The sequence below is a fragment of the Campylobacter ureolyticus ACS-301-V-Sch3b genome, assembly GCF_000413435.1.
Classification (GTDB): domain Bacteria; phylum Campylobacterota; class Campylobacteria; order Campylobacterales; family Campylobacteraceae; genus Campylobacter_B; species Campylobacter_B ureolyticus_A.
In genome coordinates this window covers 1-24,790 of sequence record NZ_KE340330.1, presented here as the reverse complement: position 1 = coordinate 24,790, position 24,790 = coordinate 1, and the positions used below count along the sequence as shown (strand labels likewise).

Genomic DNA, 24,790 nt, shown 5'->3' with positions numbered 1-24,790 from the left:
TTACTCCTTTTTTATAGCAAACAAATTATATGCACTATTAATCTTTCCATCCTGGATAACAACATACTCACTATCATTAATGCTAATACAATCTTCATTGTTAATTCTAGTAGTTGCAGCTATCTTAACTATGCCATCAAGCTCTCCATAAATCCCTCCATTAGAGTTTGCCCCTTGTGTAATATCTCTACTATTTTTCTTATAGTAAAATATAGGAGTGCTAAATAGCTCACCATTTGGATAAGGTGAGATATCAAGGTTTTCTTTATTCCAATTTGTGATGTTTGAGCTTGGATTTACAATTTCTTGATTTATTAAAAGCTTTGGATTTTCTAAATTTCCTCTTTCTATACTAGAAAATCTAGCCATTAAATCATAACTTCCACCAATACTTGCAAAGTTTGAACTAAAACTCCACTCCCCACCATAAATTCTTAACTTTCCAAAGTATCCGATTTGATAAAGGGGGTCTTTTTGGTATGGGTCATTTTCATTAAAGACTTTAATAGCTAAAATTATGCGGTTTTTATCAATGTTTAAAAAATATTTTATCTCATTATCAAGCCCTGCAATGTTTGAAGTTAGGCTATTAAGCTGGTCATTAAAACTAAGTGCATCTGAAAAACTTAAAGCCGTGCTACACATTAAATTTGTATAATCATTTGGAACTAAAAAAGCTTTAAAATTAACGCAAATTTGCTCCATATCGCTACTTCCACTACTTTGTAAATAGATCTCTTTTTGAACTATATCATTAGAGTTAATACTTAAGTTTATCTCTGATACATTTTTAGTTGATGAAGTTTTGTATCTATTATATTTTTGTAAGCTCTCAAAATTTATACTTTTTGTTAGATTATCTTTGATTAAGATTTCGGTATTGTCTTCAAGCACTCCATATATGCTAACTACTCCACCACTTTCAAGCCCTTTTATAACAACTCCTTTAATGCTCTCTTTTCTAGGTAAGTTTATAAAACTCTCAAGCCCTTTTGTAGTTAATAAATCATCCACTAAATTTGGGTTTGAGTTTATAAAGCTTTCGTTGTTATAAACTTTATTAAAAGGTAAGCTAACCTCTTTTTGAAGCACCCACCCCACACTTATTGCAGTTTGCTTTATAACTTCAAGTAACTCAAACATTCCAGTGCAAGTTCCTTCTACATACATCTTTACTCCTTTTTTAAAACTTCTAAACAGCCACACCTTCTCACAAGTCCTAGCAAATTTACTCGCTCATTATCAGACGATAACTCGCTTCGTAAATTCACTACGACTTGCACGAATACGCCCCAATTTATCCTAAGCTATTTTAAAACTCATCAAATATTTAAAGTAAATCCCTTGTGAGCATCAATCGTGGGGGCTGTTTTTTGATGCGAACAAGGGATTTATAAACTACTCCCCTGATATAACATTTTTTATAACCCTTTTTCCATTTCTACTATTTGCCCACTGCTCAAACACAGCACTATCTAAAGTATTAACTATCACAACACCATCATTGCTCTCATTTTTAGAGTTATCCTTTAAATTTGCCACATCACGCCTACTTAAAACATACTCTCCTGTTTGGAGAATAGCTGGGACTTCATCACGCTCTAATCCACCACCTACAAGCCCACCTGTATGAAATTTTTGCGCTTTTATCATTGCAACTTGAGCCATTCCTTGAGCTATAGCAATAGCTGCAAGAGCAGCTCCAAGATATGGATTACCAGCAGTTGCATAAGCATTAGTTGCAGCGGTGTAAGTATTTACAATAGCTTTTCCTACCATCATTGATTGATAAGCTCTTAAAGCTGCTTTATTTTTGCCACCACTTGCATCATAAAACATCTTTGCTAAATTTGCTAAGCCATCAAACCCAGCACCAGCTATGCTCATTCGGTATTGCATCCCAAGTCTATCTAACTCAAGCTGCTTGGCTCTATGGTTTGACTGGGTTTGCTCAAGTGATGCATAGTGAGCTTCAATTCTTGCTGCTTCCATGGCTTGGAACTCATCAAGGGCATTAAGTCTGTTTTGAAATTGATTAGTTATGCCTAGATCATAACCCATAGAACTGTTTAAATTCTCATAGTTTTGATCTCTTGCATCTTTACCATAAAGGGCATCTGAGATCTCAAGACCTGAGTATCCATCACGCCTCATCTCTATTTCACGCCCTTTTAAGCGATAATTACTTGCTTTTACTTTATCTCCTAAAAGCTCATAATACCTCTCTTTAAACCGTAAAAACTCAAGGTCTTTATCTTGCTTATATTTAAGCTCTTCATCGGCTAATTTTTTAGAAATTTGAAGTTCATTAAGCCCAAGTTCTTTTAACTCAAATGAGCGTTTTTCTCTTTGTTTTAAGCGTTTGTTTTCTAGATCATCTATCGCATCATAATAAGCTATTTGATGATTTAGCCTATCTAAATACTCTTTTTTTGGATCAATAAGTTTTGTTTTAACACCCTTTAAAGGGGCTTTAATAAGTGTTTTAGAGCTATTTACTTTGTTTTTAATATCGCTTACTTTAATTTTTTCAAGCTCTTTATTAGCTTCGGCGGCACTATCTTTAGCAATATCACTAATTTGATATTTAATACTTTTAAAAATTTCATCTGTTGTGCTTCTTGCTTTATTTAATTCAGCCTTTAAAGCATCTAAATTGATATTTGCTCCAACATCAACTCGCCCTAGGCTTATTTCACCAACTCCAATGAAATTATTAAAAGAATTTATTGCAATCTCAACTTTTTCTAAGATAGAGTTAATTGTTTTATTTATGCTATCACTTAGATTTTTAACCCCACTTGCTACCAAAGTAACTGCACTTAAAAAAGCTTCTCTAACTGCATTTACTACTAAAATTAAGCTTGAGCCAATTAGCTGAAAGCTTTTAAACGTATCAGATCCAAACTCTATAATTTTACTTTTATTTTTATCTATCCAGTTTGAAAGCTGATTTAAGCTATCAGCCACACCGCCACTTGCCCCACTAACACTATCTAAATCACCAACCAAGCTTAAAAGAGAGTTTGAAATTTTAACCCTTGCGTTACTGATGGTTAAAGGCATCTTTGAAAACTCATCATTAATAGTATCTGCTTGATTTTGCAAAGCATTAAAAACTTCTTCTGCAGTGAGTTTGCCTTGGGCTCCAAGCTCTCTTAGTGCTCCAACTGTGACACCCATACCATCAGCTATTGCTCTTGCTAACCTTGGGCTTTGTTCTAGTATGGAGTTAAGCTCATCACCTCTTAAAACTCCACTTGCAAAGGCTTGGGATAACTGAATTAGCGCAGCACTACTTGCACTTGCACTTGCTCCACTTATAGTTAAAGTTTGATTGATTGTTTTTGTTACGCCTAATAAATCACGCTGTGAAATGGCTAAACTTTCAGTAGCTGTTTTAAGTGAAGTATAAAGCCCTGCAGTGCTTTCAAAACCTGATGCGGTGCTTTGAGAGATAGCGTATATTTCACGCATTCCTGCTATAAACTCGTTATTTGAACTACTTACTAGATTAACTCTTGCAACAAGGCTTTTATAACTATCAGCTAGTTCAAAAGACCTATCTATCATACCTGCAATGCTTCCACTTAAAGCACTAAGTCCAGCTGCAAACTGTGATAAATGAGCTCCAAAGTCCACTCGATCTTTTAAGTTTTTAAAACTTTTGCTTAGTTTATCGACATTTGAGTTGGCATTTGCACTATCAACTGAAATTTTTATATTTAAATTTTTCATTTTTTCAACCTAAATTTGCTATAATAAATAAAAGGATTTAAAATGATTTTAGTTCCAAATTTCGGAGTATTAACGCTTTTTATAGCACTTTTTATACTAGCTATAATTGTTTTTCCAAAAAAGGGTGAGCCAAGATCAAACTTTAGCGACTTTAAAAAGATATTTTCATATAGTATTTTTTCTATATTGTTTTTTGTAGTAGTTTTAGTCTTAAACATTAACTTTCCTTACTAGCTCACTATTTAGCGCATTTAGCATCTTATTTAAAATCTCCCAAATCATCTCTATATCAAGACCATGCTTTAAGCAAATTTCCCTAACATATAAAAACTCCATCTCATATCCAAAATCTTGACTTTTAAGTGAGTTTAAAAAGATTTTTACTACCAAAGTCTCAAACTCACTATCTAAAAATACAACACCTAAGCTTTCTAAATTTTCTTTATCAGCCTTGCTCTTTGGAGTTGGTGGAAACTCCTTATTTTTATAAAGCTGGATTATAAATTTACAAAGCTTAGTTACTTTTTTTCGTTTTCCTTTAAAATCTCTTTATTTAAATGCTCCCATAAGCTCTCATATCTCACCCCTTTTTCATCAAGGGTTTTAAATAACCTTTCTTTATCCCCACCACTAATAAAAAGCTCACTTCTAAGTCTAAAAAGTCTTTCTAGGTTTGCTGATATATCATCTTGGTTTTGCAAATCTGAAAGATCTTTTTTAATGGCTGCATTTCTTACATAAAGCTCTTTATTTTCTAGCAAAAGCTTAGTTTTATCCAAGGCAGAGTTTTGCTTAATTAAATCACTGTTTGTTTTTATAATGCTCTCATTTAGACTTAACTCATCATTTAAATTTTGAAGTTCGTTTAAGGTTTTCATGCTTTCGTTTGCTTTAGCTTCTAAGGATTGTTTTTCCTTTTTGCTTGGATCTTTTATCTCTAGTTCAAAAACTTCATCATCTATTTTTAAATTTATTTTATATTCTGTTGTTATCATTTCTTTATCCTTTTTAATTTAATTTTGCTACCGCGTAGCCTAGATTTTAAATCTTTCCTACTCCTTATAGTAAGTTAAACTAAAATTATCATCACCTTTGTTTGATAACGCTAAAAATTCACGCTCAATCACATAAATCCCATCCATATCCTCAAACTCAGGTGTTTTAGATATCTTTGCTCTTGGTATGCTAAGCTTAAATATGTCCTTTCCAGCACTATCTTTAAAAATAGCCTCAAAACTCATCACATCGCCACTTGCAAACTCCCTAAAGCCACTATCACCACCACTTTCAAGTCTCATTTTTAAAGTTAGCTTTGGTTCATAATCACTCATATGAAACTCACCGATATTTGTAAATTTCTCATAGTTAATAACATTTCCCATATCAAAGCTAAACTCACTTAGATTAATCTGCACCCCATTTAAACTCATAGCTCCTAAGCGTCTTATTAGTAAAGCCTCACCAGCTTTAATATCAGTTATACTTTGAGGCTCAACCACTTCACCATCATATGCAGCTTTAATGTTAAATTTCATCTCTAATTTATCGCCAACTTTGCCGCTTATTGAAAATCCAGCCTTTGCTCCTTTGCCTTTAAATTTCCTATCAGGCAAAATTAGATCCACACTTCCAGTAGTTGGCGAGTGAGTATCTGGTGTGTAAGTAATAGTTTTTTTAGTAGTGTCTTCTTTACTTTTAAGGTTACACATCAAAAACAAATTATCATAAAAATTTATATCTTTATAAAGGCAAGTTGAAGCCTCAATTTCCATTTGTCCCCAGTCCGCTATGGTTACAACATCTTTTGCCCCTCCAAAAAAGCCAAAATTTGGAATTTCCACTTCATCAAAGCTTACTTTTGGCTGGATGTTTGAAGTAACTTTTAAAACTTGAGTAGGTTCTTTGTAAGTGCCTGATGTTGTTTCTATGCCTACCTTTAAACCAGTTCTACTTAATACTCGTGCCATTATCTCTCCTTGTTTAAATTTTGATTAATTAAGCAAATAAAGCTTTTTAGTCAGTATTTGCGACATTGTTTCTACTTTTTTGTAAGACGTAAAATCTCTTTTACATCTTCATGAATTTCATCTTGTTTAATTGAAATTTTATTCACTACTTCTTTGTTTTTGGAGGTGTTTTGGTTTGATTCGCTTATGCCTTTGGCTATTTCTTTGTTTAGAGTTGCGTTATCTCTTGTAGCTTTTGTGTTTTCATCAACACTTCTTTTTATCTCACCTAACAAAAACTTCATAAAGTAGCATAACCCCGCAATCAAAAGCAAAAAGATAATCACAAAAAACACAGTCACGCTTAAAGTTCCCCATTTATCAGCCCCAGCTATGAAATTTCCACTTTTATCTATAACATCGCTTTCAATCATCTTTATCTCCTTTTAGCTGGCTAAGCCCTAAACAGTATTTAAGTGTGCTTTCACATCTTAGATAATAAATCATTTTATTTTTATGAGCTTCAAAACTGCCGTCATTTACTGGTTTAACTGGCATTTTAGCCTGACATCTAATAGGCGTTAAAACTTCTTTATAAACAGGCTCGGGCTTGATGCTGCAACCAGTAAAAAGAGCTAAAAAACCTACAATTAAGATAAATTTTAAGTGTTGTAACTTTGAGCTGGTATTTGTTAGGCATATAAGAAATTTAGATTTCATCAAAAAGCTCCTTATAAGCTTTTAGCTCTGCTACACAACTTTGATCTTTAATATAAATTTTTTTAACTTTTTCTACGTCTGGAGGCTCTTTTGGAGTGCCTTTTATTTCAAGCTCTTTAATAGCATTGTTTTGAGTCTCTAAACTTTTGTCACACTTTAAAAGCTCAAATTTAGCATTTGCTAGGTCAAATTTAAGCGTTTTTATCTCACTATTTTTAGCTGAAATTTGAAGTGATAAATAGATAAAATAAATTATGCTTAAAACTATGCCTACAAAATTTAAAGCATTTTTATATTTAAGTATGAGGTTTAATACTTTCATATCGCACCTGCGTTATCAATCTCAACTATAAAATCATCAAATTTAACTACTTCTAAAAACTCTTTAAACTTTTTAATTGAGTTAAAAATTCCATTTTTTCCTAGATCCGAGCCTATTATTATGCACCCACTTGTATCAGAGCCGTATCTTCCTTGATGGATTAAAATCCTTCTATCCTTGCTTACAGCTTCATTAAAAAGTAGTGGCAATTTTCTTTTAAATTTAGGGCTATAGCTCCAAACAGCGTTATACCTTCCTTGTGGAATCCTTTTATCTTGATTTGATACAGTTGTATCAGGTCCCTCTGGTTCAAGTGTATAGCCAGTAAGGAGTTCATCCCCTAGCTCATCAAAGATACTAAAAACACCAATTGTTGCGTCTTTTATCTCTTCAATTCTTTTTATAATCATCTTTTTCATTTAGTTTTCCTTGCTTCTATAAATTTTAAGACCTATTTCAAAGTTATAAATATAAAGACTATCTTTAAAGCCTAAAAATGAAATTTCACTAATTGGATCATCTTTTAAATTAATAGCCTCTTTTATGGCTTTTAGCCTTAGTTCATCAAGTAAGCTTATAACACCTAAATTATCACTCATCATACTTCTTGCAGCAACGTAAATTTTAAAGCTTACCAAATCAACCTGCCAGTCAAGTTTGCTAACTCCATTTAGTAAAAGATAAATCCCAGGTTGTTTGATATCATCACTACTAACATCAACTGCCCCAGGGTAAATCTCTTTTACTTTTTCATATGCCTCTTTTAGTGTTTTCATAAAAACTCGCTTTTTCTCATACCATATAAACTATTACTTACAATTTCACCATTTTCATTAAATTTATCAGCCATTTTTAAAGCATCTCTAAAAAGTATAAGATCTAGCTCCGTTGGTTCAATTTTTAATAAAAGCTTTAGCCTAAACATCGCAATATCTAATATCAAAGCCTCAGGAAGAGGTAAGTTCTTCGTTAGATCCTTTGCCTCTTTTAGTGCTATTTCCACTATTTTGTCTGTTATTTCTGCTTCGTTTTGTAGGCTTTGTTTGGCTCTTAGTTTTAGTTTCTTGTTCATCGTTATCTCCACTGATTAATTCATCATCTGTGTTTTGTTCTGTCTGGACACTAGAACTAGTTTTTTCCTTAAACATATCAACGCTATAATGCATCTTTTCTCTCCTAAGTTATTTTTAAGCCTTATTGAAATTCACTACGCCAAAGCCTAGATTTTCAAAAATAGGCGGTATTATAAAAAACTCGTAAAATCCACAAGGAGCATACTTCTTGTATGTGACGCCATGGATTTTTAAGAGTTTTTTAATAAGGTCATCAAGATTTTAAATCTTTTTAAGCTCCACTTGATTTATAGGCTAGTTGCCACAATGCATATCCTGCATTCATAAAACTTTTACATCCAAAAAGTGCAGCATCTTTCATAAATTTATGGTCATTACTTGCCTCAAACACGCCATCCTTTGCAACTTGTAAAACAAATGGTTTAACAGGCTTTCCAAGATCCATTAAATACCAACTAGTATCAGTTATTTCAGGTAGCACAAGTAGGCTGTATCTTTTGTAGGTTGGATTTGTTTCCCCACCTGTTAGATATGCTTTTTCTATTGATTGTATTGCTTTTGCTAAGTTTTTAGGACCACAAATTAGATGAGTTGGCATTACACCTAGGCTTTGACCAGTATCACCTTTAATGCTCATCATATAAGCCTCTGCTGCTAATAAGTTATCACTGCTTAATACCCCTGTGCCTAAATTTGCATAAGTATCAGTTCCAATTACATGCGTGTCACTAAAAAACGGCTTTTCGTCATAGCATTTATTAGTCCCAGCATCTTTTAAAATATCAGCTATTAGTTTTGCACCAAATTTTTTAGCATTAAATGCCATTTGTTGTATAGCTGGTTTATATAAACCTACCTTGTCATACTCTAAGTGGTTATTAGGAACTGTTACAGTTGCTTCAAAAGGCTGGTTTTCTAAGGTATATCCATAGTCTTTAAACTTTTTGATATCTCTATCTCCAACCCACTCTTTCATCATCGGAAAATTTCCAAGCCAAACATATTTTTCACTTAAATTATTGCTATTTACTCTCATAGCTAAAATATCAGCTTCGCTTTTAACATCATTAAATGTTTTTTGAAATATAGCTTTAAAGCCGATTGCTGTTTCTTCGAAATGTGCCATTATTTTGCTCCTTTGTATTCATCAAAACTAAGTCCAAGCATTAAAGCGACCTTTTTTTCATCATCACTTAAATCAGACTTTGAGTTTGTTTCTAAGTTTTTCTTACCAAAAAACGAACTTATATTTTTTAAGGTATTTTCCATGCTTTCAAGCCTTGAGTTTACCTCTTTGTTTTTATCACTTTCATTTTTTATTTTTTTAAAATCTTTAAGAATGTTTTCGATTTTTAAAACTCTTGAGTTTAACTCTTTTGAGTCCTCATCAACCTTACCACTTTCATTAACCTTTTGGCTTTCGTTAGCCTTATCACTTTCATTAGCCTTATCGTCATCTTTTTTAAAACCCTCAAGTTCTTTGTTTAAAGATGTGATTGTTTCTTCAAGTTTTTTAACTTTTTCATTAAGAGCATCAAGCTCACTATTTTTTTCTTTTTCCACTTTGTCTCCTTTGCTGTTTAATGCGTTATTTAATACATTTGGCTTATTAACAAGTCCCACACTTTCAATCGATAAAACATCCCTGCCACTTAGATCATAAACAGGGCTTAAATATCTGTAAATTTTGTCTTTAACTAACTCCATTCCTCTTTTATTAAGTTCAAGTTTTGCATAAATTCCATCATCTTTTGCTTCAAAACTATCCTTATCAAACCAGCCAACCGCACCTGCGAAACTATGGTTTTCATCTAAAACAATATCAACACCACTTTTTTTGATATTTTCTATTATTTTTTTGGCATCGATTTTAAATGTCCTTCCATCAGCTCCCTCAATCTCTCCAATAGGACTAACTTTTATAAGTTCGCCATTTTTGTAGTTAAGGCTTAAGATGTTCAAAAATCTCTCCTTTTAAAAAAACTGGCACAATTTTAGCTGTAAAATCTCTTTAAATCACTCTATATATGGGCTATCTAGAGTGAAAGAAAACTTTTTTAAAGGTAAAATGCAGATTCATAAGTTTGAAAGTTTTTAAAGGGCTTTAAAAGACGTTTTAAGTGTGATTAATACTTTTGTATAAGTTTAAAAAGATTTTAAATCCTAAACGCCCTCTAAACGCCTTAAAATTCGTTTTTAAAACAAAGGGATAAAATTTGAATAATGAAAAATTAAGAAATATGTATATCAAAGGTTTTAGCATTTCTGATATCGCTACAACCTTTGGTATAACAAGACAAACTGTGTATAATAAAAAAGCTGATGATTTAAAAAACGGAATTGATTGGGACGCACTGGCATTAAACTCAAGTAGGAACAAAGCAAGTTTAAGTGAAAATGAGTTTATTTTAACCCTAATAAATAGCTATGAGTTAGCTTTTAATAAGATAAAAGAACTAAGCCCAAAAGACCAACTTGAAATTTTAAAAGAATATACAAATACCTACTACAAACTAAAAGCCCCTTTAAAAGTAGATGATAAAGCCAAGATTTTAGAAAGTATAAGCAAAGCAATTGAGATCATTGCTGATATTGCCAAAAAAGAAAACAATGAAGTTGTGATGAACTTTTTAGCCTCAAATGCTGATGAAATTTTAGCTAGGACATTAAAACAATGAATGAAGTTGAGAGCTTAAGAGCTAAGCTAAAAAACCTTTATAAAATAACAGATCCTTTGCAAAAAAACCGTATTAAAAAAGCTACTAGCTCTTTTAAAAATATGGTTGAAATATATTTTAATCATCATGTAAAATTCCCTGAAACTTCTAAATTTAGAAACTTTATCTATGACAATCATAAAGAACTAATGAGTAAAAACAGGCATATTATGTTTAAAGCTTATAGGGGTGCAGCTAAAACAACCTTAATAAGCCGTTTTTTTGTGCTTTATGAAATGGCTGTTTTAAATAAAAAAAGAAACACAGTAATTGTCTCATCTACCATAGACCTATCTAAAAAGACACTAGAGTTTATTAAAGACGAACTAGAAAATAACACATTGTTTATAAATGACTTTGGCATTTGTAAAGGTGCTAAATGGACTGATGAGGAGATAGTATTTTATGCAAATAAAAAAGCTTTTAAAATAAGTGTTTATGGCTCAGGTAAAAAGATAAGAGGTGAGAACTGGCGTGGGTTTAGACCAGATTTAATAATTTGCGATGATTTAGAAAACGATGAAAATGTTAAAACCAAAAGTCAAAGAGATAAGCTTTATGACTGGTTTGAAAAAGCCATTATGAAACTTCCTGCAAGAGATAATGAAAGCTATAACTTAATAACAATTGGCACAACACTTCATTATGATTGTTTATTAAACAGGCTTGAAAAAAGAGCTGATTTTAAAAGCTTTACTTTTCCTTTGGTGCTAGAGTTTCCGCTTAATTTAGAGGAATTTGACCTTAATGAGTTTATTTTAGATGATAGTTCGTTAAATAAAACTAAATTTATGCTTGAGTATAAAGCCAGCAAGGGTGCATTTTTAAGCGAGTATCAACAACTTCCTTTAAGTAGTGAAGAACTTAGCTTTTCATCATATCAAACATTTGATGAGATGCCACTATGTGATGCTTACTACATAGGAATTGATCCAAGCCTTGGCAAATCAAAAGGGGATTATTTTAGTGTTGCAATTTTGGGCTTTTTAGGAGGTAAATTTTATGCAAAAGTTAAGATGACAAAGCTTCGTCCCGAGCTTATGGCTGAGCGAATTATAAGTGAAGCTGCTGCTATTTTAAGACTAAATCGCCCTTTAAAAATAGCCATTGAAACTGTAGCTTTTCAAGAGTTTTTTAAGGATTATTTAGAAAAAAGAGCAAGTGAACTTGGGATTTACTTGCCTATAATTTCTCTTAAAAACAGCGTGGCAAAAGAACTAAGAATCGATAGCCTAACACCACCAATTAATAATGGCGTGATTTTAATTGATAAATCTAGCACCACTTTTATAGATGAGCTTGATACTTATCCAAAATCAGCTCACGATGATGGGCTTGATAGCTTAGAGTTTGCATGGAGGATAGCAAGAACTCCAAATTTTGATTATGAAAAGGCTAATAAATTTATGAGAATAAAAAGAGAAAAAAAGAATTTTTTAAGAAAGATATTTGGATAGGAGTTGTTGATGAAAGAGTTTTTAAAACCAAAAAGAGAATTTATAAAAACAGATATGAGCTATTATACTGAATTAACGGCTAGTAGAGTAAGAGCTGCACTACTAACCAAAAATCAACAAGAGCTATTTCCTCTTTTTAATCTCTTAATTGATAAAGATACAAGCTTAGGCAGTGAGTGCGAAAAAAGGCTTAACTCAACTTTGAATAAATTCTTTACTCATAACCTAGGCGAGAGTGAAGATGAAAACATAGAAGAGATTATAAAAGCTAGTATTGAAGCTAGAATTACAGGTTTTTCACTAATGGAGCTATTTTTAGGAGATGACGGGGTTTTAAAGGTTAAAACTGTTGGAAGGGAGTTTATTGAGTTTAGAGATAATTTGCCAACTTTGAAAATAGGCAAAAATCGCTTTGTTGCCAAAGAGCCATTTTTTATAAGCATTACTTCAAATCCTGCTATGTTAAAAACTCTTTGGATAGCTTATGCCAAACAATATGTTTTAAGCCTTTATCTTAAATTTGCTGAGTTTTTAGGCGTTCCGCCGTTAATTGGTGGGGCTAATAGTAGCGATGAAAAAACGCTTAAAGATATGAGTGAAGCATTTGAAAGCCTAAGAAGTGGAAGTTATGCGATATTTGGCGTAAATGATACGATCAAAATCCTTGAAGGGCGTGGAAGCCAAGAAGACTTTATGGAGTTTATCCGTTACTGTGATGCTGAGATAGCAAAGTGTATAAATGGATCAGTTCTTAGCTCAAACACAGCAACTACTGGAAGTTACGCACAAGGTAAAATCCACGAAAATAACCGCTTTGAGATAATTGATGCTGATATTAAATTTGCCACGCGTGAGGTTAAGAAATTTTACCAAAGATTTGGTAAAAAAGTTGATTTAAATATCCAGTTTGAAAAAGATAAAAACCTACTTCAAAGGGCTCAAACCTTGCAAATTTTAAGCTCGCTTGGTTATGAGATGGATATAGATGATATGGCAAAAGAGTTTGATTTACCACTTCCAAAAGATAAAATCAAAAAAAGTTTAAATTATAAAATGCCATTAAAACCACTTGATAAATTTGATAGTTTTATGTCTAGTTCAAACTTTAAAAAGCCTTTAAATGATATACAATCACGCATTAAAGAGAGTTTAAACACTTTATTAAAGGAGTGTGAGACTTATGAGGATGCTTTTGATAAATTATATGAAATTTATGATGATGTGGATATTGATATTTTAGAAACTGTTATGCAAAATGCCTTAGAAAATACCGAAATTTTAGGGCTTGATGATGATTGATTTTTTTAAAAAACCTGATGAGTTGGTAGCTAGATTTAAAGCCAAAAACCCAGAAGCTCACTTTGACTACGATGAGATTAAGCATGATGCCCATAAAAGAGTTTTTACCATTGCTAAGATGACGAACTTAGATCTTTTAAAAGATATGCAAAACTCACTAACTAAAGCATTTCATAACGGCGTTACATTTAATGAATGGAAAAAAGATATAATCCCACATCTTAAAAAAAGTGGCTGGTGGGGTGAGATAGAAGTAGATAATCCAAAAAGTGGTAAGCCAAAAAAAGTATTTGTTGGAGCGCGCCGTTTAAAGCGTATTTTTGATACAAATTTAAGGACAAGTTACGCTGGGGCTAAAAAGCAAAGCCTTGATGAAAGTAGTTTGGAGTATTACCGCTACACCGCTGTTTTAGATAGTCGAACTCGCCCAACTCACAGAGCAATGCACGGCATAATACTTCCAAAAGATCATCCTTTTTGGAAAAACAACTTCCCACCAAATGGCTGGGGCTGTAGATGCACTGTTAAGGGATATTCTAAAAAGCAGTTAGAAAGAAAGGGTTTGAAGCCATTTAGTGGGAAGCTGCCAAATGTCAGCCATGATGATTTTAGTTATGATATGAGTGCGTTAGACAGTGCTTTTAAACAAAAAGCTAAAAAAGTCTTAAATTTGATTCAAAACAAAGACTTAGAAGCTGCCATAAAAGAATTTGATAAAAAAAGGGATCTTTATATTTGGCAAAAAGGACTTGATGAGTTAATAGATGAAGTTATAGTAAATAAAAACTATAAATATCCTTTGAATGTAGTTCAAGTTGGTATGCTTAGTCAAATGACTATGAAGTTAATCTCTAAAATTTTACCACTAAAAGACATAAATAAAAAAGGACTTATTTTAACAAAAGATAGGCTTTATCATGCAAGACCTGAAAGAAAAGGGCAGTATAATCACGATTTTAGTATAGATGAGATGAGACAAATCGTTAAAATTTTAAGCGATGAGAGTAAAATTTACATTGATTTAAGGGATAATCACAAGAATATTTTATTTATATTTGATGATATTAACGACCCAAATAGGCTAAATTTAATACCAATTGAGATGTTAAAAACTCATAAGAAATTTAAAACTGATAACTATATAATTACGCTTGATAAGGTGGATAAAGAAGACATTTTACGGGCAATTAAAAAAGAATTAATAGTTAAACTAAATAGCGTGGGTGGGATTTGAACCCACAACATCGGACACTACCCTGTGGTTACCTGCTTTTAAGCTTCACATCTTCACGCTATTTAGCACTATTATACCATAAAAAGGATAAAATATAGGAGTTGAGATGATAAAAACTCATAAGAAATTTAAAACCGATAATTTTATAGCAACGATTACAAAAATACCACTTATAAACTATAAAGCAATTATAAAAGATAAGGTTGGATATAAAAACATGAGATAAAAGCAGATGAAGGTCGGGCATCGAACCCAAGTCATATACAGCCTACATTAAGTAGCTGGAACCCTGCCAAATCTGGGCCATCTCTTCATCTGTTTATACTATTATACCATAAAAAGGATAAATTGTGTCAATTAAAATAACAGGCATTGAAGATATTCAAAAAAGCCTTTTAAGCTTAGAGAAAAAAACCAAGAATTTAAAGCCTACTTTGAGGGCAATCGGTGAGATGGTGCGCTCTTGCATTGATGAAAGTTTTGAAAACGAAATTAGCCCATTTGGTGAGAAATGGAAACCTATATCATCAAATACCGCATTTAGCTATGCAGGTGGAAAAACTAAAGCTTTTAAAAAAGGTGCTAAGTCCTTAAAAAGTGGCTTTTTAAAGCGTTATGGAGTTTATGGCGATAAAAGAATTTTAATAGAAAGTTCAAATTTAAAAGATAGCTGGGGTGTTAGAGCTAGTAATAAAAGCGTTGTGGTTGAGAGCTATGCAAAATCACGCGGTTTTCCATATGGCTTAACGCATCAGTTTGGCTCAGCTAAAAAGGGCATTCCTGCAAGACCTTTTTTACCAGTTGATAAAAACGGAAATTTAGAAAGAAATTTAAAAAATGATATCTTAGAGCGTATTGAAGATGATTTATTAAAAGGGGATTAAAATAATTAAACCAAATTTAAGCTAAACCGATAAAAGATTTTTATAGTTTTCTTTTTGAGACCACAAAATAGGCTTAATGCCATATTGATTTGTTGCTTGTGTGATATCATCTGGTACTGTAATATTACTATCATTTAAAATAATTATACTTTCACTATTTTTAACTCTATCATCTTGTAAGTCTAAAAATGAAAACAAAGAAGACTTTAAATTGTCTTTTTTAGGGTTATTAAGAAGTTTTATAAGTCTTTCTTTGCTTTTTTTGATTTAGAGATTATAAAATCAAATTTATGATTTAAATGACTCTTGCCCTCTAAACTAACAGATGAAATATATCTTGCATCTATACTATCTAAAAATCTTGCTACATCATCAAAGAAAAAGCTTGAAATTTTATTATTTGCTAAAACAAACATATCATTTACACTTATTAATGCTTGTAAAATATTATGTTGTTTAGAAGCAAAATTTGACACACTAGCCTCAACAAAAAGCTCATTATTTTCTCTTTGTATTCCAAAACCATTAAGAATTATTTCAAGTTCTTGTTGCCTTTTTTCTGTATTAAACTGCATACCTTTTAAAGCTAGACTATTTAAAGTATCGCTATCATCGCTAAGTTTTATTTTGTCACCATTTATAAGGGCATATATAACTATATAATCATTACTACTATCCAAAAAAGGTGTAGTTATCTCATAGGTTTTTTTATCTATTTCCTCAATTTCAAAATTAGCGTGAATGTATTGTATGTATTTATTTATAAAAGAGTTTATATCTATCAAAACAAACTCCTTTTTATAAATTCAATTTCTTTGATGTTGCAAAACTCACAAAACTCTTTTGCTACATCCTCTAGCTCTCCTTTTCCTTTTAGCCCAAATTCGCTAATTGGAAAAGCCCATTTATCATTATAACCTTTTACAAAAAAAATGTAAGTGTGAACGCTCTTTTTCAAAAACAGCTCCTGAATACTTTTGCATAAGGTTACTAAGCTCTTTTGGAGATTTTTATTTTACAAACTCTGGAATTTTTATGCTTTGAGTAAATATCAAGCCTTAAAATAATATCGGTTTTATTATGTCTTAGTTGGCTTTTATTTCTTTTGATTTGAAGACCATACTTACTTATGTCAAAAAGAAGCAAAGCATCTATTTGGCTACTAATTAACTCTATTGTTCTATTTTGATTTGATTCACATATGCTTGGAATATCTACTTTAAAAATATCTTTTGGTGTTTTTAACGCATCTATAATTTTTTTAACTTGAAAATATTCCATTGTTTAAACTCGCTTTTTCGTATATTATATAGAAATTTTCTTGAAAATTTGCATAAATTTTACATTTGTTTTAAAAGGGATTAACTACCCTTTAAATTCCCTTTAACCACCTTTTCATACTCTATTAACTCTTCATCTTTTGATTTTATTTTTTCGATTGTGCTAAAAGTTCTACCACATTTTGGGCATTTTCTAAACCTTTCATTAACTAGCCCTTTAACAGTAGCGATGACATTTGTTTTTTCATTAGCACAATATGGACAAATCATCTTTAACTCCTTTTATTAGGCTAGCAAGTTATCTCTAAAAAGCATTCACTATAGTCTTTGCAATACGCTTTATTTGGTAAGTTTTTATTGCTTAAATCAATATCTAGCTTCATTTTTATTTCTTATAAAATTTACACATTTTTTCTAAGCCTGTGATGATACGCCTTGCATCATTTAAGCTTATTCTTTTAAGTTGGCTATCAAGTCTTATTAAAACTTTGATCTGTCTTGCCACAAAGACCATTAATTTTTCATCACTAAAATTAAGCCTGTTTGCAAGGTGCTTTATGTAGATATATTGTTTTTGAGTTATTTTTTTAGTTTTGTTCTTAGTCAAATTATTTATAATTTTAGAGTTTTTTACTAAATTTCTACCTAAAATATCAGGCTCACACTCCTTAAACTCATCATTTATTAACATATCCAAGGTTTTATTAAGCTCATCTATAGATAAAAGAGCCGAACTACTTACACCAAATCTAACGTCTAACCAACTTTCCCACGCATCAACTCTAACAAGTTCTTTATATTTGCTATTTGTGTGGATTCTAGCTAGTAAATTTTTTCTTAAAATACGCTGTTTCTCAGTCATTTTAGATCCTTTAGATACTCTTTAAAAGCTTTTATTAGCAAATCTCTTTTATTAGAGTGTGATGCATTGTTTCCATAAAAAGTAAAGTTTCTAAAAACATTGTATAAATTTACCTGCTTTACACCTATTTTTTTAGCAAAGTATCCTGCCATTTCATATTCGTTTTTAAAATCATCAATTATCTTATAGTAAAGATCCCTTGCTAAATTTATCTCATTTTCTACTTTAAAAAATGCCTCATAATCCACAAAAAGTCTGCCATTAACTATCTTAAAACGCTCATAATTTTTATTTTTTTTATCGTAGTTTTTTAAGACATATAAAGTTCTCATGCTCACATCATAGGCACTTGCAAACTCATCAGCTTTTATTAGCATTTCCTATCCTTTTCTCTTTTGCTAGTTTTTCACACATTTTAAAAGCCATTGTGTCTTTGCTAACCTCGACTAAATCATCTTTTTTATCTTCTATAGTGTTTTTAATTTCAACTTGTTTATACTCTACAACGCCGATTTTTTCTTGGTGAGCAAACAAATACTCCCAAACTCTTTTTTCATCAACACTATCAAGCCTAGCAAAAACACCGTTTTTATTTACAACAAATTTATTTCTTAAATTTCCATTTTCATCTACACAGATGACAACACCCTCTATATAAGGGCTTCCTTTATGACCACTAAAAAGATCTTCTTCCCTAAAGGCTTCTTTGCAAAATTTCTCAACTTCTTTGATATTTTTTAAAGCCTTTTCGCCTTTTTTTATGGAGTTTAAAATTAAAGCTTTTTTATACGCATTAATTGCCTTAGTCATAGCAACTTCCATGTTTATATATTGCGTTCTAAAGCTATCCATATAAATGCTAAAATCAATGAGTTTATTAGTATCAACTAGTTCTAAAATTTTATGATATTTTATAACCTTAGCTCTAGGTAAATATGATTTATTATCCCCAAATAGCTCTTTTATAAGCTTTCGTCTTTCAAAGCTGATCTCATCATAGATCTCATCTAAACTCATCTTTTATAACTCCTTAAAACCTTAATCAAGGGCTAAAATTAGCCCTTTGTTAAAGCTTTACACTCCTGCAATATCTAAAACTATCATTTTTAAAGCTCCATCTATCCTTTCATCTTCTCTTTCTCTAAATCTTATATAACTTTTTGTTCCTACTATCTCAACAGCTTCATCTATCATCTTCATGGCCTCAATCCACTTTGGATTACTAATGGGATATTGCTTTAAGCTTAATACCATTTTTGCATCAACTTTGCCGTTTTTTACATCAAAAGCACGAGTTATAAGAGTGCGTATCTCAGCATCAGCATTTTCAGTTTTTTCATCCAAATACTCATCTATTTTTTCTTTTGCCAGTATTAATTTACTATCAAAACTGATTTGCTTAGCTATTTGAATTTGCACCTCTTTAGTCCCGTTAAAGCTTCTTAAACATACACTCCCAGTTTTAGAGTTTTCTAGTTTATCCATACCGTAGTTTTGTCTTAGTAAGTCTATAAAGTCATAACACTCCTTATAAGCAAACTCCTTAAACTCCTTTAAAGCATTTTGAACCTCTTTTGCTTTTACTATAAGCTTTTCTACAACTTCATCTTCAAGCTGTTTATCTATAGCGATCATGTCTTTATGGATAAAATTTCCCTCTTTGTTTTGCCAAAAGCCTTTTTCATCTAACTTTGCCATTTTTTTCTCCTTTTAAAAATATACTTTTTCATAAATTTAAAGCTATTAACATAACTGTATTTAAGGCATACAGCTAAATTATCTTTGCTTTTTTTAACTATCTTTACCATAAACTTGCCAATCAAACAAACTAAACTTAAGCTCACTAATGCCTAATTTATGAGCTAGCTCTCGCTCATAAGCCATACCTTTACTATCTTTTGAATATTTACAGTTATAAAAGTAGTAATACCTACACACGCTTAATAGCTCTTTACAGTTTTGCATAACTTTATACCTTTCAAACTCGCTATAAATATCCATAAAAGCTAATACCGGGCTAATTGGCTCATAGCCATTTAACATAACTTGATGACAAGCTTCTAGGGCTAATTGTTTGGCATAATAGTTTCTATCACGCTCTTTACATTTAATCGATGCATAAGGGCTTGAAACAAAGACTAAATTTGTCATTTTCATTTTTACTCCTTTTCCCCAAGGGTAACAGCTTTCCAAAAGTTATCATTGTTAAGAATTCGTCGCATTTTATCTTCTGATATATCGAAAGTTTCAGCAACTGCTTTTACAATCCCTGCAAGTTCAGCCACAAGCTGAGCAAGGCTTCCGTTTATTTCTAATTCATTGTTTTTGCTATCTGCAAATATCATAATTTACTCCTTTAAAATTGACTCTTGTGTCAGATACATTCAGTATTCTTGACTTATTTTGCACATTTACATACATTTTTTACCTCCATACTCTACCAAGTCCAAAAACAAATGTTGATTGTAAATTTTGTGGTTTAAATGGCTTGTTTATTGGCTCTTTTTCGCCACTTTTAAAGCCACTTTTCTTACCAACTATATTTCCACTTTTATTAAACCAAACATCAAAACCAAACTCTTTAAATTTGGCTATAATTTCTTCTTTACTCATAGCTTAACTCCTTAAATATTTCTTGGTAAAACTTCATCTATTTTTGAAATATTGCCTTTATAAATTTCAACTAAATCATCAAGGGCGTATTTAACCTCTCTTAGATTTTTGCACCTTTTCCATATCTTTAAAGCCGTTTTTTCATCTATTTTTTTGCCATTTTCTTCAAAAAGCATCATCACTTCATTTTCATTAAAGCTCATAAGTGGCTTATGAGTGTTTCTTATCCTGGTTATAACTTGCTCGTGGCTTTTTAAAATTTGCTTTTGTAAATTCTCAGTTCCTACTAGGATAATTGGAGAGTTTGTCTCATCTTGGATATGGCGAATTTGTTCTAAACTTATGGTGCTTATAAAGTTTGCCTCATCTATGATTATCACTCTATCACTTCCTTTTAGGGTGTCTTTTATCGCACTCATTAGATGGGCTGTGCCTAGTCTTTTAGGCTCTGCACCGATTTTTTCTGCTATGCTTTCAAGGAGCTCTTTTTTACTCATTCCAGCATAAGCAGTTACTAAAATAGCTTGAGGAAGCTTTTTAATTAAAGCATTTATAGCTGTTGTTTTTCCTGTGCCACTTTTTCCTATAATTTTTAATAAAGCTCTTTGCTTTATAGCTTTAATAACACTTGCCATTATTATGATCGTATTTGTAAATGGTAAAATCTTATCATTTTTACAAATTTCATCATACTGGTTTGATATATCAAGCCTTTTTGAGTTAAAGAAATCTACTATTTTTTTCTCAGCCACAGCCTTACTCTCACTACTTAAATCATAATCCCCCCAGCCATTAAACGCCATTGAAACATAGGCTTGGTTCATTTTAAGAAGTGCTCCTAACTTTCTAAAACTTCCACCATTTTTCTCATACTCCGCGTAAGCTTGTTTTGTTGCTTCATCTATCATTTTAAACTCCTAAATTTTTTATAAACCCTCATATTTTTTGTTCCTTAAGCAAATACCAGCGAAAAGTTGCTCGTGAGGGCTGTTATTGCAACTTTGAGCTGGTATTTGTGACCCAAATGTTTAAACACTTTTTAAAAGCCTTTTAAAAGACCTTTAAGAAGTGGTTTTATCCCACAAATTCTTTTAAAACTTCATTTATATCAGGCAGATAAATTTCCCCGTCACTGTTATCTTCAACCTCTACTTTTTTCGCCGCACTTTCTTTCTTAATCACACTATTTTTAGCTTTCATTTTCTCATCTAAGTTTTGTTTAGCAACTTCTTTATAGTAAGCATCTTTTTCATCTCTTAAAGACTTGATATAGTTCTTTGTAGGAGTTATATGAGTTTTTTGATACTCTTTTTTAGCTTTTTTAACCTCTTCGGCGGTCATGTTTTTAACTTCGCTATGGACTATCTCACATATAAACTCACCTTTATGATAAACATAGACTTTTGATGCATCATCAATGTCTTCTATCACTTCCACACTGTCACCGATTTTCAGGTGTTTATAAAGCTCAAGGCTTTGATAAGTGATACTGTTTATACTTATGCCACTAGCACTAAGCACTCTTTGATAAGCCTTGCCAAAAAGCCTTTCATCAAACCACGCCCTATCTACATTTTTACTAAAGCCATATTTCTTATCGCACCAGCTATCTATCATGCTTTGCATTTCATCTTTGGTTAGTAAATTTTTAATATTTGTTTTAACCCCACTTAATCTTTTGCTTTTTTCCAAAGCTTCGTTTTCTTTTTTTATCCTAGCTCCTGCATTGTGTCCTATAAATCCAGGCAAACCTTCAAAGAAATTTTGCATTACTCCATGACTTTTTTCAATCACACCTTTTTGATAGCCTTTAAATGGGGCTGCTGCAATGTAAGATACCCCAAGCCTTGCTAAAACCCCTTGAAAATGCGTCCCTACATAGTCCTTTCCGTTATCGCCCTTAATGTAACCTGGACGACCCATTTTTATAAAAGCTTTCTTTAAAAGACGCACATTTGCGTATGAATTTGGTGAGTCTGCTAACTCATAAACTCTTTTTTTACTTTTTGCATCAACTATGCCAATGGCTTCATATCTTTGAGGCTCACCCTTTTCATTTAAGCACATAAAATCAAAGCTTGTAGCATCTATTTGCCACTCTTCATTTTCCATTAGATAATCTCTTTTTACACTTAAATTCATATCAGTTAGCCCATCAAGTCCACCCCTTAGGAAATTTCTTATATCAGCATCTTTTTTAATTAGGCTGTTTGCATGGCGGTAAAATGTGCTTTTAGAAATGTCAGCTTCTAGGTTGAAAGCGTTAAACTCTAAGTTGTTTGTAAGACAAAAGCGGCGGACATACTCCATCCACCAGCTACTTTTATGAGCATTTCCTATGCTTAAAATAGCTTGTTTTATTAGGATAAGATCTGCTTTTATCCTTTTACCACGCCTATCTTTGATCTCTTTTATACCGCCATTTTCAAACTCTTTTAACCATCTATATATGTTTTTATCACTTATGCCAAAAAACTTTTTTGCCTTTTTTACAGAGTATTTTTTCGAATAAGCAATAACTTCTAATTTTTGATTTTCATTTAAGGTTTTTAGGTGGGAGAATTTGTTGCTGACACACTCCTTAATTTTACTATTTATTAAATCACCACGATTTTCATTTACGCAATCATATCCAACCCCATTACTAGTGACACTCACTAAATCATCACAGCAACTTCCAACCACTCTCTCACGCACTACATCGATATTATTTACCAAATCATCAGAACTTGAAGTATTGCTTACATTGTGCATACTATGACAATTTGACGCATCATCATCGCAACTATTCACAAAGCCATCATCACTTTTAAAGTAATCACCACCCAAAATTTCATCTACACTTACTAAATTTAGCTTTTCATCCCATATTTTTATATCTGTGCTAATGATGTTTTTGCTAATGGCTTCTTTGATTTTTAAAGCACCTACCTTGAAAAGTAGGCGTTTACCACCGCGACTTCTTGTATTGGCATCTACTTTTATAAATGGATATTTGGGGGAATTTCTTTTTACACTTTGTCGCAAAGTATTTTTATTGCATTTAAAAATAAGTGACGCTGTTATAGTTTCTACAAAATACATTTTTAATCTTTTATTTGTCTCTTAAACCGACTGGAAGCTGAGAAATTATCCCATCCTTTAAAAGAGCTTGAAAAACTTCTCTTGTTGCTCCATTTGTATTTTTTTCACCGGTTAATTCACCGCTTATTACCTTGTAGGCAGTTCTTTCTTTTAAGTTGTGCTTTTTTATCCACTGCCTTCTATTAATGCAACGATTATTAAATTTTTCGCTTAGTGACATTTTTACACCTTTCGTAAAATTCAAAAATTTATGTATAATACAAACTGACAATTTTTTGAAAGTTTGTATTGACTTATTGTAAAATCAATTCAAAAGATTGAAAGAATTATACACAAATTGAAAACATAAGTCAATAGTTTGTGTATTTTAATTTTAATGAGGTTGGAAAAATGAATGATATAGATGGTATATTCAACAGATTGTTTAGTTCCTTAAAAATATCTAATGATGCTGAATTTTGTAGGGAATACGATGTAAAACCTGCTACTTTTAGCAATTGGAGAACTAGAAATTCTATACCATACGAACTAATATTTAAAATAATAAAGAATAAAAATTTATCTAGTGACTATGTTTTTATGGGTAAAGAAAATACACAAAATGTTGATATAGATGGATATTGTGTGAAAATTTTAAGCAACAATGCAAGTGCTGGAACTGATTCGGATATAGAGGGGATTAATGTTACAGATACTAGCAAAATAATGTGCATACCTAAAAATTTGTTTAAAACACCCAAAAATGAAAAAAATTTAAGAGCTGTTCTTGTAAAAGGTAACAGTATGCAACCAAAATTAAATTCTGGAGACTGGGTTATTATTGACATATCTTCAAAATTTAATGGAGATGATTTATATGTAATAAATTTTAGAAATATTTTTATGGTTAAAATGTTACAAATAAAACCTAATGGAAATTTTTTTATTAAAAGCTTAAATCCATCATTTGACAGTTTTGAAATAACAGAAGAAACACAGGAAATTTTTAATATTGTTGGTAGAGTTGTAAAGATAATATCATAGTAAAAGTTTTTAATCAATGATGTCACTTAATATGTTTGTCAATGTCACTTAATCAATAAAAAAGTGTCACTTAATACGTCACTTAATGTTCGTTAATCATATTTTAGCTTTTAATTCTTAAAATGTCACAACTTTTTAAAATAATAAATCTAAATCGCATTTAAACCATAAAACATTACTAATTTCTATTATGTTTAAAGTCCCCAAATCAATGCTTTAAATATTATTATGCCAAGATATACAAACAGTAGTATGAAAGTAGAGTTAGTATCCAATATGTAAAATTTTTGTAAAAATTGTCAAATTTATGTCAAGCTTAAAAATTCCTATTAAAATGAGAAAAACACCCAAAAAACACCCTTAATATCGCACTCCTAAACACTTCACTATTTTTTCTCTTTTTCTCATTTCATACAACATTTTACACAATGTACTAGCCATTATTGTTATTGTGAGCATAAAAAAAGCTAAAAAAATAATTCTTTTATAGTTAATTTCTTTGCTAATTATTAAAAAATAAAGCTCATCATCATAAAGA

At 31.4% G+C, this 24,790-nt stretch carries 35 protein-coding genes; 6 read left to right on the top strand and 29 right to left on the bottom strand.

Annotated elements, in window-relative coordinates; translation table 11 throughout:
* The 14 genes from HMPREF9309_RS08420 to HMPREF9309_RS08355 all read right to left on the bottom strand — a co-directional run bounded on the left by HMPREF9309_RS08420 (position 1) and on the right by HMPREF9309_RS08355 (position 9,761).
* On the bottom strand, positions 1-1,170 hold the full coding sequence (locus HMPREF9309_RS08420) for a hypothetical protein (RefSeq protein ID WP_016647277.1): 1,170 nt from the start codon (positions 1,168-1,170) through the stop codon (positions 1-3).
* 228 nt (positions 1,171-1,398) lie between these two features.
* Positions 1,399-3,738 (bottom strand): tape measure protein, encoded by a 2,340-nt coding sequence (locus HMPREF9309_RS08860; RefSeq protein WP_016647278.1) that lies wholly within the window; start codon positions 3,736-3,738, stop codon positions 1,399-1,401.
* Positions 3,735-3,956 (bottom strand): hypothetical protein, encoded by a 222-nt coding sequence (locus HMPREF9309_RS08410; protein WP_016647279.1) that lies wholly within the window; start codon positions 3,954-3,956, stop codon positions 3,735-3,737. Before HMPREF9309_RS08410 ends, HMPREF9309_RS08860 begins: the two co-directional genes overlap by 4 nt.
* Entirely contained in the window at positions 3,949-4,128 is a 180-nt protein-coding gene (locus HMPREF9309_RS08405; protein WP_016647280.1) for a hypothetical protein, read from the bottom strand. The genes HMPREF9309_RS08410 and HMPREF9309_RS08405 overlap by 8 nt, the downstream gene beginning before the upstream one ends.
* 128 nt (positions 4,129-4,256) lie before the next feature.
* Complete coding sequence (locus tag HMPREF9309_RS08400) at positions 4,257-4,733, bottom strand: hypothetical protein (protein WP_016647281.1); 477 nt, start codon at positions 4,731-4,733, stop codon at positions 4,257-4,259.
* 57 nt (positions 4,734-4,790) lie between these two features.
* Positions 4,791-5,705, bottom strand: coding sequence for a hypothetical protein (locus HMPREF9309_RS08395; RefSeq protein WP_016647282.1), 915 nt, complete (start codon positions 5,703-5,705; stop codon positions 4,791-4,793).
* A gap of 71 nt (positions 5,706-5,776) precedes the next feature.
* Positions 5,777-6,118 carry a hypothetical protein gene (locus tag HMPREF9309_RS08390; RefSeq protein ID WP_016647283.1) on the bottom strand — a complete coding sequence of 114 codons (342 nt, stop codon included), beginning with the start codon at positions 6,116-6,118 and terminating at the stop codon, positions 5,777-5,779.
* The gene (locus tag HMPREF9309_RS08385; RefSeq protein WP_016647284.1) at positions 6,111-6,404 is read right to left on the bottom strand and encodes a hypothetical protein; all 294 of its coding nucleotides are present in this window, start codon (positions 6,402-6,404) and stop codon (positions 6,111-6,113) included. The genes HMPREF9309_RS08390 and HMPREF9309_RS08385 overlap by 8 nt, the downstream gene beginning before the upstream one ends.
* Entirely contained in the window at positions 6,394-6,726 is a 333-nt protein-coding gene (locus HMPREF9309_RS08380) for a hypothetical protein (RefSeq protein WP_016647285.1), read from the bottom strand. The genes HMPREF9309_RS08385 and HMPREF9309_RS08380 overlap by 11 nt, the downstream gene beginning before the upstream one ends.
* The gene (locus HMPREF9309_RS08375; protein ID WP_016647286.1) at positions 6,723-7,145 is read right to left on the bottom strand and encodes a DUF5675 family protein; all 423 of its coding nucleotides are present in this window, start codon (positions 7,143-7,145) and stop codon (positions 6,723-6,725) included. The genes HMPREF9309_RS08380 and HMPREF9309_RS08375 overlap by 4 nt, the downstream gene beginning before the upstream one ends.
* The gene (locus tag HMPREF9309_RS08370; RefSeq protein ID WP_016647287.1) at positions 7,146-7,502 is read right to left on the bottom strand and encodes a hypothetical protein; all 357 of its coding nucleotides are present in this window, start codon (positions 7,500-7,502) and stop codon (positions 7,146-7,148) included. It abuts the gene before it with no gap.
* The gene (locus tag HMPREF9309_RS08365) at positions 7,499-7,798 is read right to left on the bottom strand and encodes a hypothetical protein (RefSeq protein ID WP_016647288.1); all 300 of its coding nucleotides are present in this window, start codon (positions 7,796-7,798) and stop codon (positions 7,499-7,501) included. The genes HMPREF9309_RS08370 and HMPREF9309_RS08365 overlap by 4 nt, the downstream gene beginning before the upstream one ends.
* Before the next feature lie 272 nt (positions 7,799-8,070).
* Complete coding sequence (locus tag HMPREF9309_RS08360) at positions 8,071-8,925, bottom strand: Mu-like prophage major head subunit gpT family protein (protein ID WP_016647289.1); 855 nt, start codon at positions 8,923-8,925, stop codon at positions 8,071-8,073.
* Complete coding sequence (locus HMPREF9309_RS08355) at positions 8,925-9,761, bottom strand: phage protease (protein WP_016647290.1); 837 nt, start codon at positions 9,759-9,761, stop codon at positions 8,925-8,927. The genes HMPREF9309_RS08360 and HMPREF9309_RS08355 overlap by 1 nt, the downstream gene beginning before the upstream one ends.
* A 254-nt stretch (positions 9,762-10,015) precedes the next feature.
* On the opposite strand from HMPREF9309_RS08355, the gene HMPREF9309_RS08350 reads away from it, so the two are divergent.
* From HMPREF9309_RS08350 to HMPREF9309_RS08330, 5 genes are all read left to right on the top strand, one after another.
* On the top strand, positions 10,016-10,477 hold the full coding sequence (locus HMPREF9309_RS08350) for a DUF1804 family protein (protein ID WP_016647291.1): 462 nt from the start codon (positions 10,016-10,018) through the stop codon (positions 10,475-10,477).
* The gene (gene terL, locus HMPREF9309_RS08345; protein WP_016647292.1) at positions 10,474-11,973 is read left to right on the top strand and encodes a phage terminase large subunit; all 1,500 of its coding nucleotides are present in this window, start codon (positions 10,474-10,476) and stop codon (positions 11,971-11,973) included. Before HMPREF9309_RS08350 ends, terL begins: the two co-directional genes overlap by 4 nt.
* A gap of 9 nt (positions 11,974-11,982) precedes the next feature.
* Complete coding sequence (locus HMPREF9309_RS08340) at positions 11,983-13,272, top strand: phage portal protein family protein (RefSeq protein WP_016647293.1); 1,290 nt, start codon at positions 11,983-11,985, stop codon at positions 13,270-13,272.
* Positions 13,265-14,506: a phage head morphogenesis protein gene (locus HMPREF9309_RS08335; RefSeq protein ID WP_155827398.1), complete on the top strand. Its 1,242-nt coding sequence runs from the start codon at positions 13,265-13,267 to the stop codon at positions 14,504-14,506. The genes HMPREF9309_RS08340 and HMPREF9309_RS08335 overlap by 8 nt, the downstream gene beginning before the upstream one ends.
* Before the next feature lie 350 nt (positions 14,507-14,856).
* Positions 14,857-15,390, top strand: coding sequence for a phage virion morphogenesis protein (locus HMPREF9309_RS08330; protein ID WP_016647495.1), 534 nt, complete (start codon positions 14,857-14,859; stop codon positions 15,388-15,390).
* 21 nt (positions 15,391-15,411) lie between these two features.
* On the opposite strand, the gene HMPREF9309_RS09185 is transcribed toward HMPREF9309_RS08330, so the two are convergent.
* From HMPREF9309_RS09185 to HMPREF9309_RS08265, 15 genes are all read right to left on the bottom strand, one after another.
* Positions 15,412-15,633 (bottom strand): DUF1829 domain-containing protein, encoded by a 222-nt coding sequence (locus HMPREF9309_RS09185; RefSeq protein WP_231370856.1) that lies wholly within the window; start codon positions 15,631-15,633, stop codon positions 15,412-15,414.
* Entirely contained in the window at positions 15,630-16,175 is a 546-nt protein-coding gene (locus tag HMPREF9309_RS08325; RefSeq protein WP_016647494.1) for a DUF1828 domain-containing protein, read from the bottom strand. The genes HMPREF9309_RS09185 and HMPREF9309_RS08325 overlap by 4 nt, the downstream gene beginning before the upstream one ends.
* Complete coding sequence (locus tag HMPREF9309_RS08985) at positions 16,172-16,348, bottom strand: hypothetical protein (protein WP_016647493.1); 177 nt, start codon at positions 16,346-16,348, stop codon at positions 16,172-16,174. Before HMPREF9309_RS08985 ends, HMPREF9309_RS08325 begins: the two co-directional genes overlap by 4 nt.
* Positions 16,349-16,380: 32 nt before the next feature.
* On the bottom strand, positions 16,381-16,671 hold the full coding sequence (locus HMPREF9309_RS08320; RefSeq protein ID WP_016647492.1) for a hypothetical protein: 291 nt from the start codon (positions 16,669-16,671) through the stop codon (positions 16,381-16,383).
* An 80-nt stretch (positions 16,672-16,751) separates the two neighbouring features.
* Complete coding sequence (locus tag HMPREF9309_RS08315) at positions 16,752-16,940, bottom strand: NrdR family transcriptional regulator (RefSeq protein ID WP_016647491.1); 189 nt, start codon at positions 16,938-16,940, stop codon at positions 16,752-16,754.
* Positions 16,941-17,055: 115 nt separating this feature from the next.
* The gene (locus HMPREF9309_RS08310) at positions 17,056-17,532 is read right to left on the bottom strand and encodes a phage protein GemA/Gp16 family protein (RefSeq protein WP_016647490.1); all 477 of its coding nucleotides are present in this window, start codon (positions 17,530-17,532) and stop codon (positions 17,056-17,058) included.
* Positions 17,529-17,909 (bottom strand): hypothetical protein, encoded by a 381-nt coding sequence (locus tag HMPREF9309_RS08305; RefSeq protein ID WP_016647489.1) that lies wholly within the window; start codon positions 17,907-17,909, stop codon positions 17,529-17,531. Before HMPREF9309_RS08305 ends, HMPREF9309_RS08310 begins: the two co-directional genes overlap by 4 nt.
* Complete coding sequence (locus tag HMPREF9309_RS08300) at positions 17,893-18,549, bottom strand: hypothetical protein (protein WP_016647488.1); 657 nt, start codon at positions 18,547-18,549, stop codon at positions 17,893-17,895. The genes HMPREF9309_RS08305 and HMPREF9309_RS08300 overlap by 17 nt, the downstream gene beginning before the upstream one ends.
* 57 nt (positions 18,550-18,606) lie before the next feature.
* Positions 18,607-19,230 (bottom strand): DUF3164 family protein, encoded by a 624-nt coding sequence (locus HMPREF9309_RS08295; RefSeq protein WP_016647487.1) that lies wholly within the window; start codon positions 19,228-19,230, stop codon positions 18,607-18,609.
* 93 nt (positions 19,231-19,323) lie between these two features.
* A complete protein-coding gene (locus HMPREF9309_RS08290) occupies positions 19,324-19,689 on the bottom strand; it encodes a DUF7768 domain-containing protein (RefSeq protein WP_016647486.1) in 366 nt (121 codons plus the stop codon).
* Between the two features lie 2 nt (positions 19,690-19,691).
* Entirely contained in the window at positions 19,692-19,877 is a 186-nt protein-coding gene (locus HMPREF9309_RS08285; protein ID WP_016647485.1) for a hypothetical protein, read from the bottom strand.
* Positions 19,878-19,956: 79 nt separating this feature from the next.
* Positions 19,957-20,145: a hypothetical protein gene (locus HMPREF9309_RS08280; protein WP_016647484.1), complete on the bottom strand. Its 189-nt coding sequence runs from the start codon at positions 20,143-20,145 to the stop codon at positions 19,957-19,959.
* 11 nt (positions 20,146-20,156) lie between these two features.
* Positions 20,157-21,053 carry an AAA family ATPase gene (locus HMPREF9309_RS08275; protein WP_016647483.1) on the bottom strand — a complete coding sequence of 299 codons (897 nt, stop codon included), beginning with the start codon at positions 21,051-21,053 and terminating at the stop codon, positions 20,157-20,159.
* Between the two features lie 166 nt (positions 21,054-21,219).
* Positions 21,220-23,229: a Mu transposase C-terminal domain-containing protein gene (locus HMPREF9309_RS08270; RefSeq protein ID WP_016647482.1), complete on the bottom strand. Its 2,010-nt coding sequence runs from the start codon at positions 23,227-23,229 to the stop codon at positions 21,220-21,222.
* A 10-nt stretch (positions 23,230-23,239) separates the two neighbouring features.
* Positions 23,240-23,449, bottom strand: a complete 210-nt coding sequence (locus HMPREF9309_RS08265) for a hypothetical protein (RefSeq protein WP_016647481.1) — start codon at positions 23,447-23,449, stop codon at positions 23,240-23,242.
* Positions 23,450-23,619: 170 nt separating this feature from the next.
* Here HMPREF9309_RS08265 and HMPREF9309_RS08260 point away from each other — a divergent pair, with 170 nt between their 5' ends.
* The gene (locus HMPREF9309_RS08260) at positions 23,620-24,252 is read left to right on the top strand and encodes a LexA family transcriptional regulator (RefSeq protein WP_016647480.1); all 633 of its coding nucleotides are present in this window, start codon (positions 23,620-23,622) and stop codon (positions 24,250-24,252) included.
* Positions 24,253-24,790: the final 538 nt, after the last annotated feature.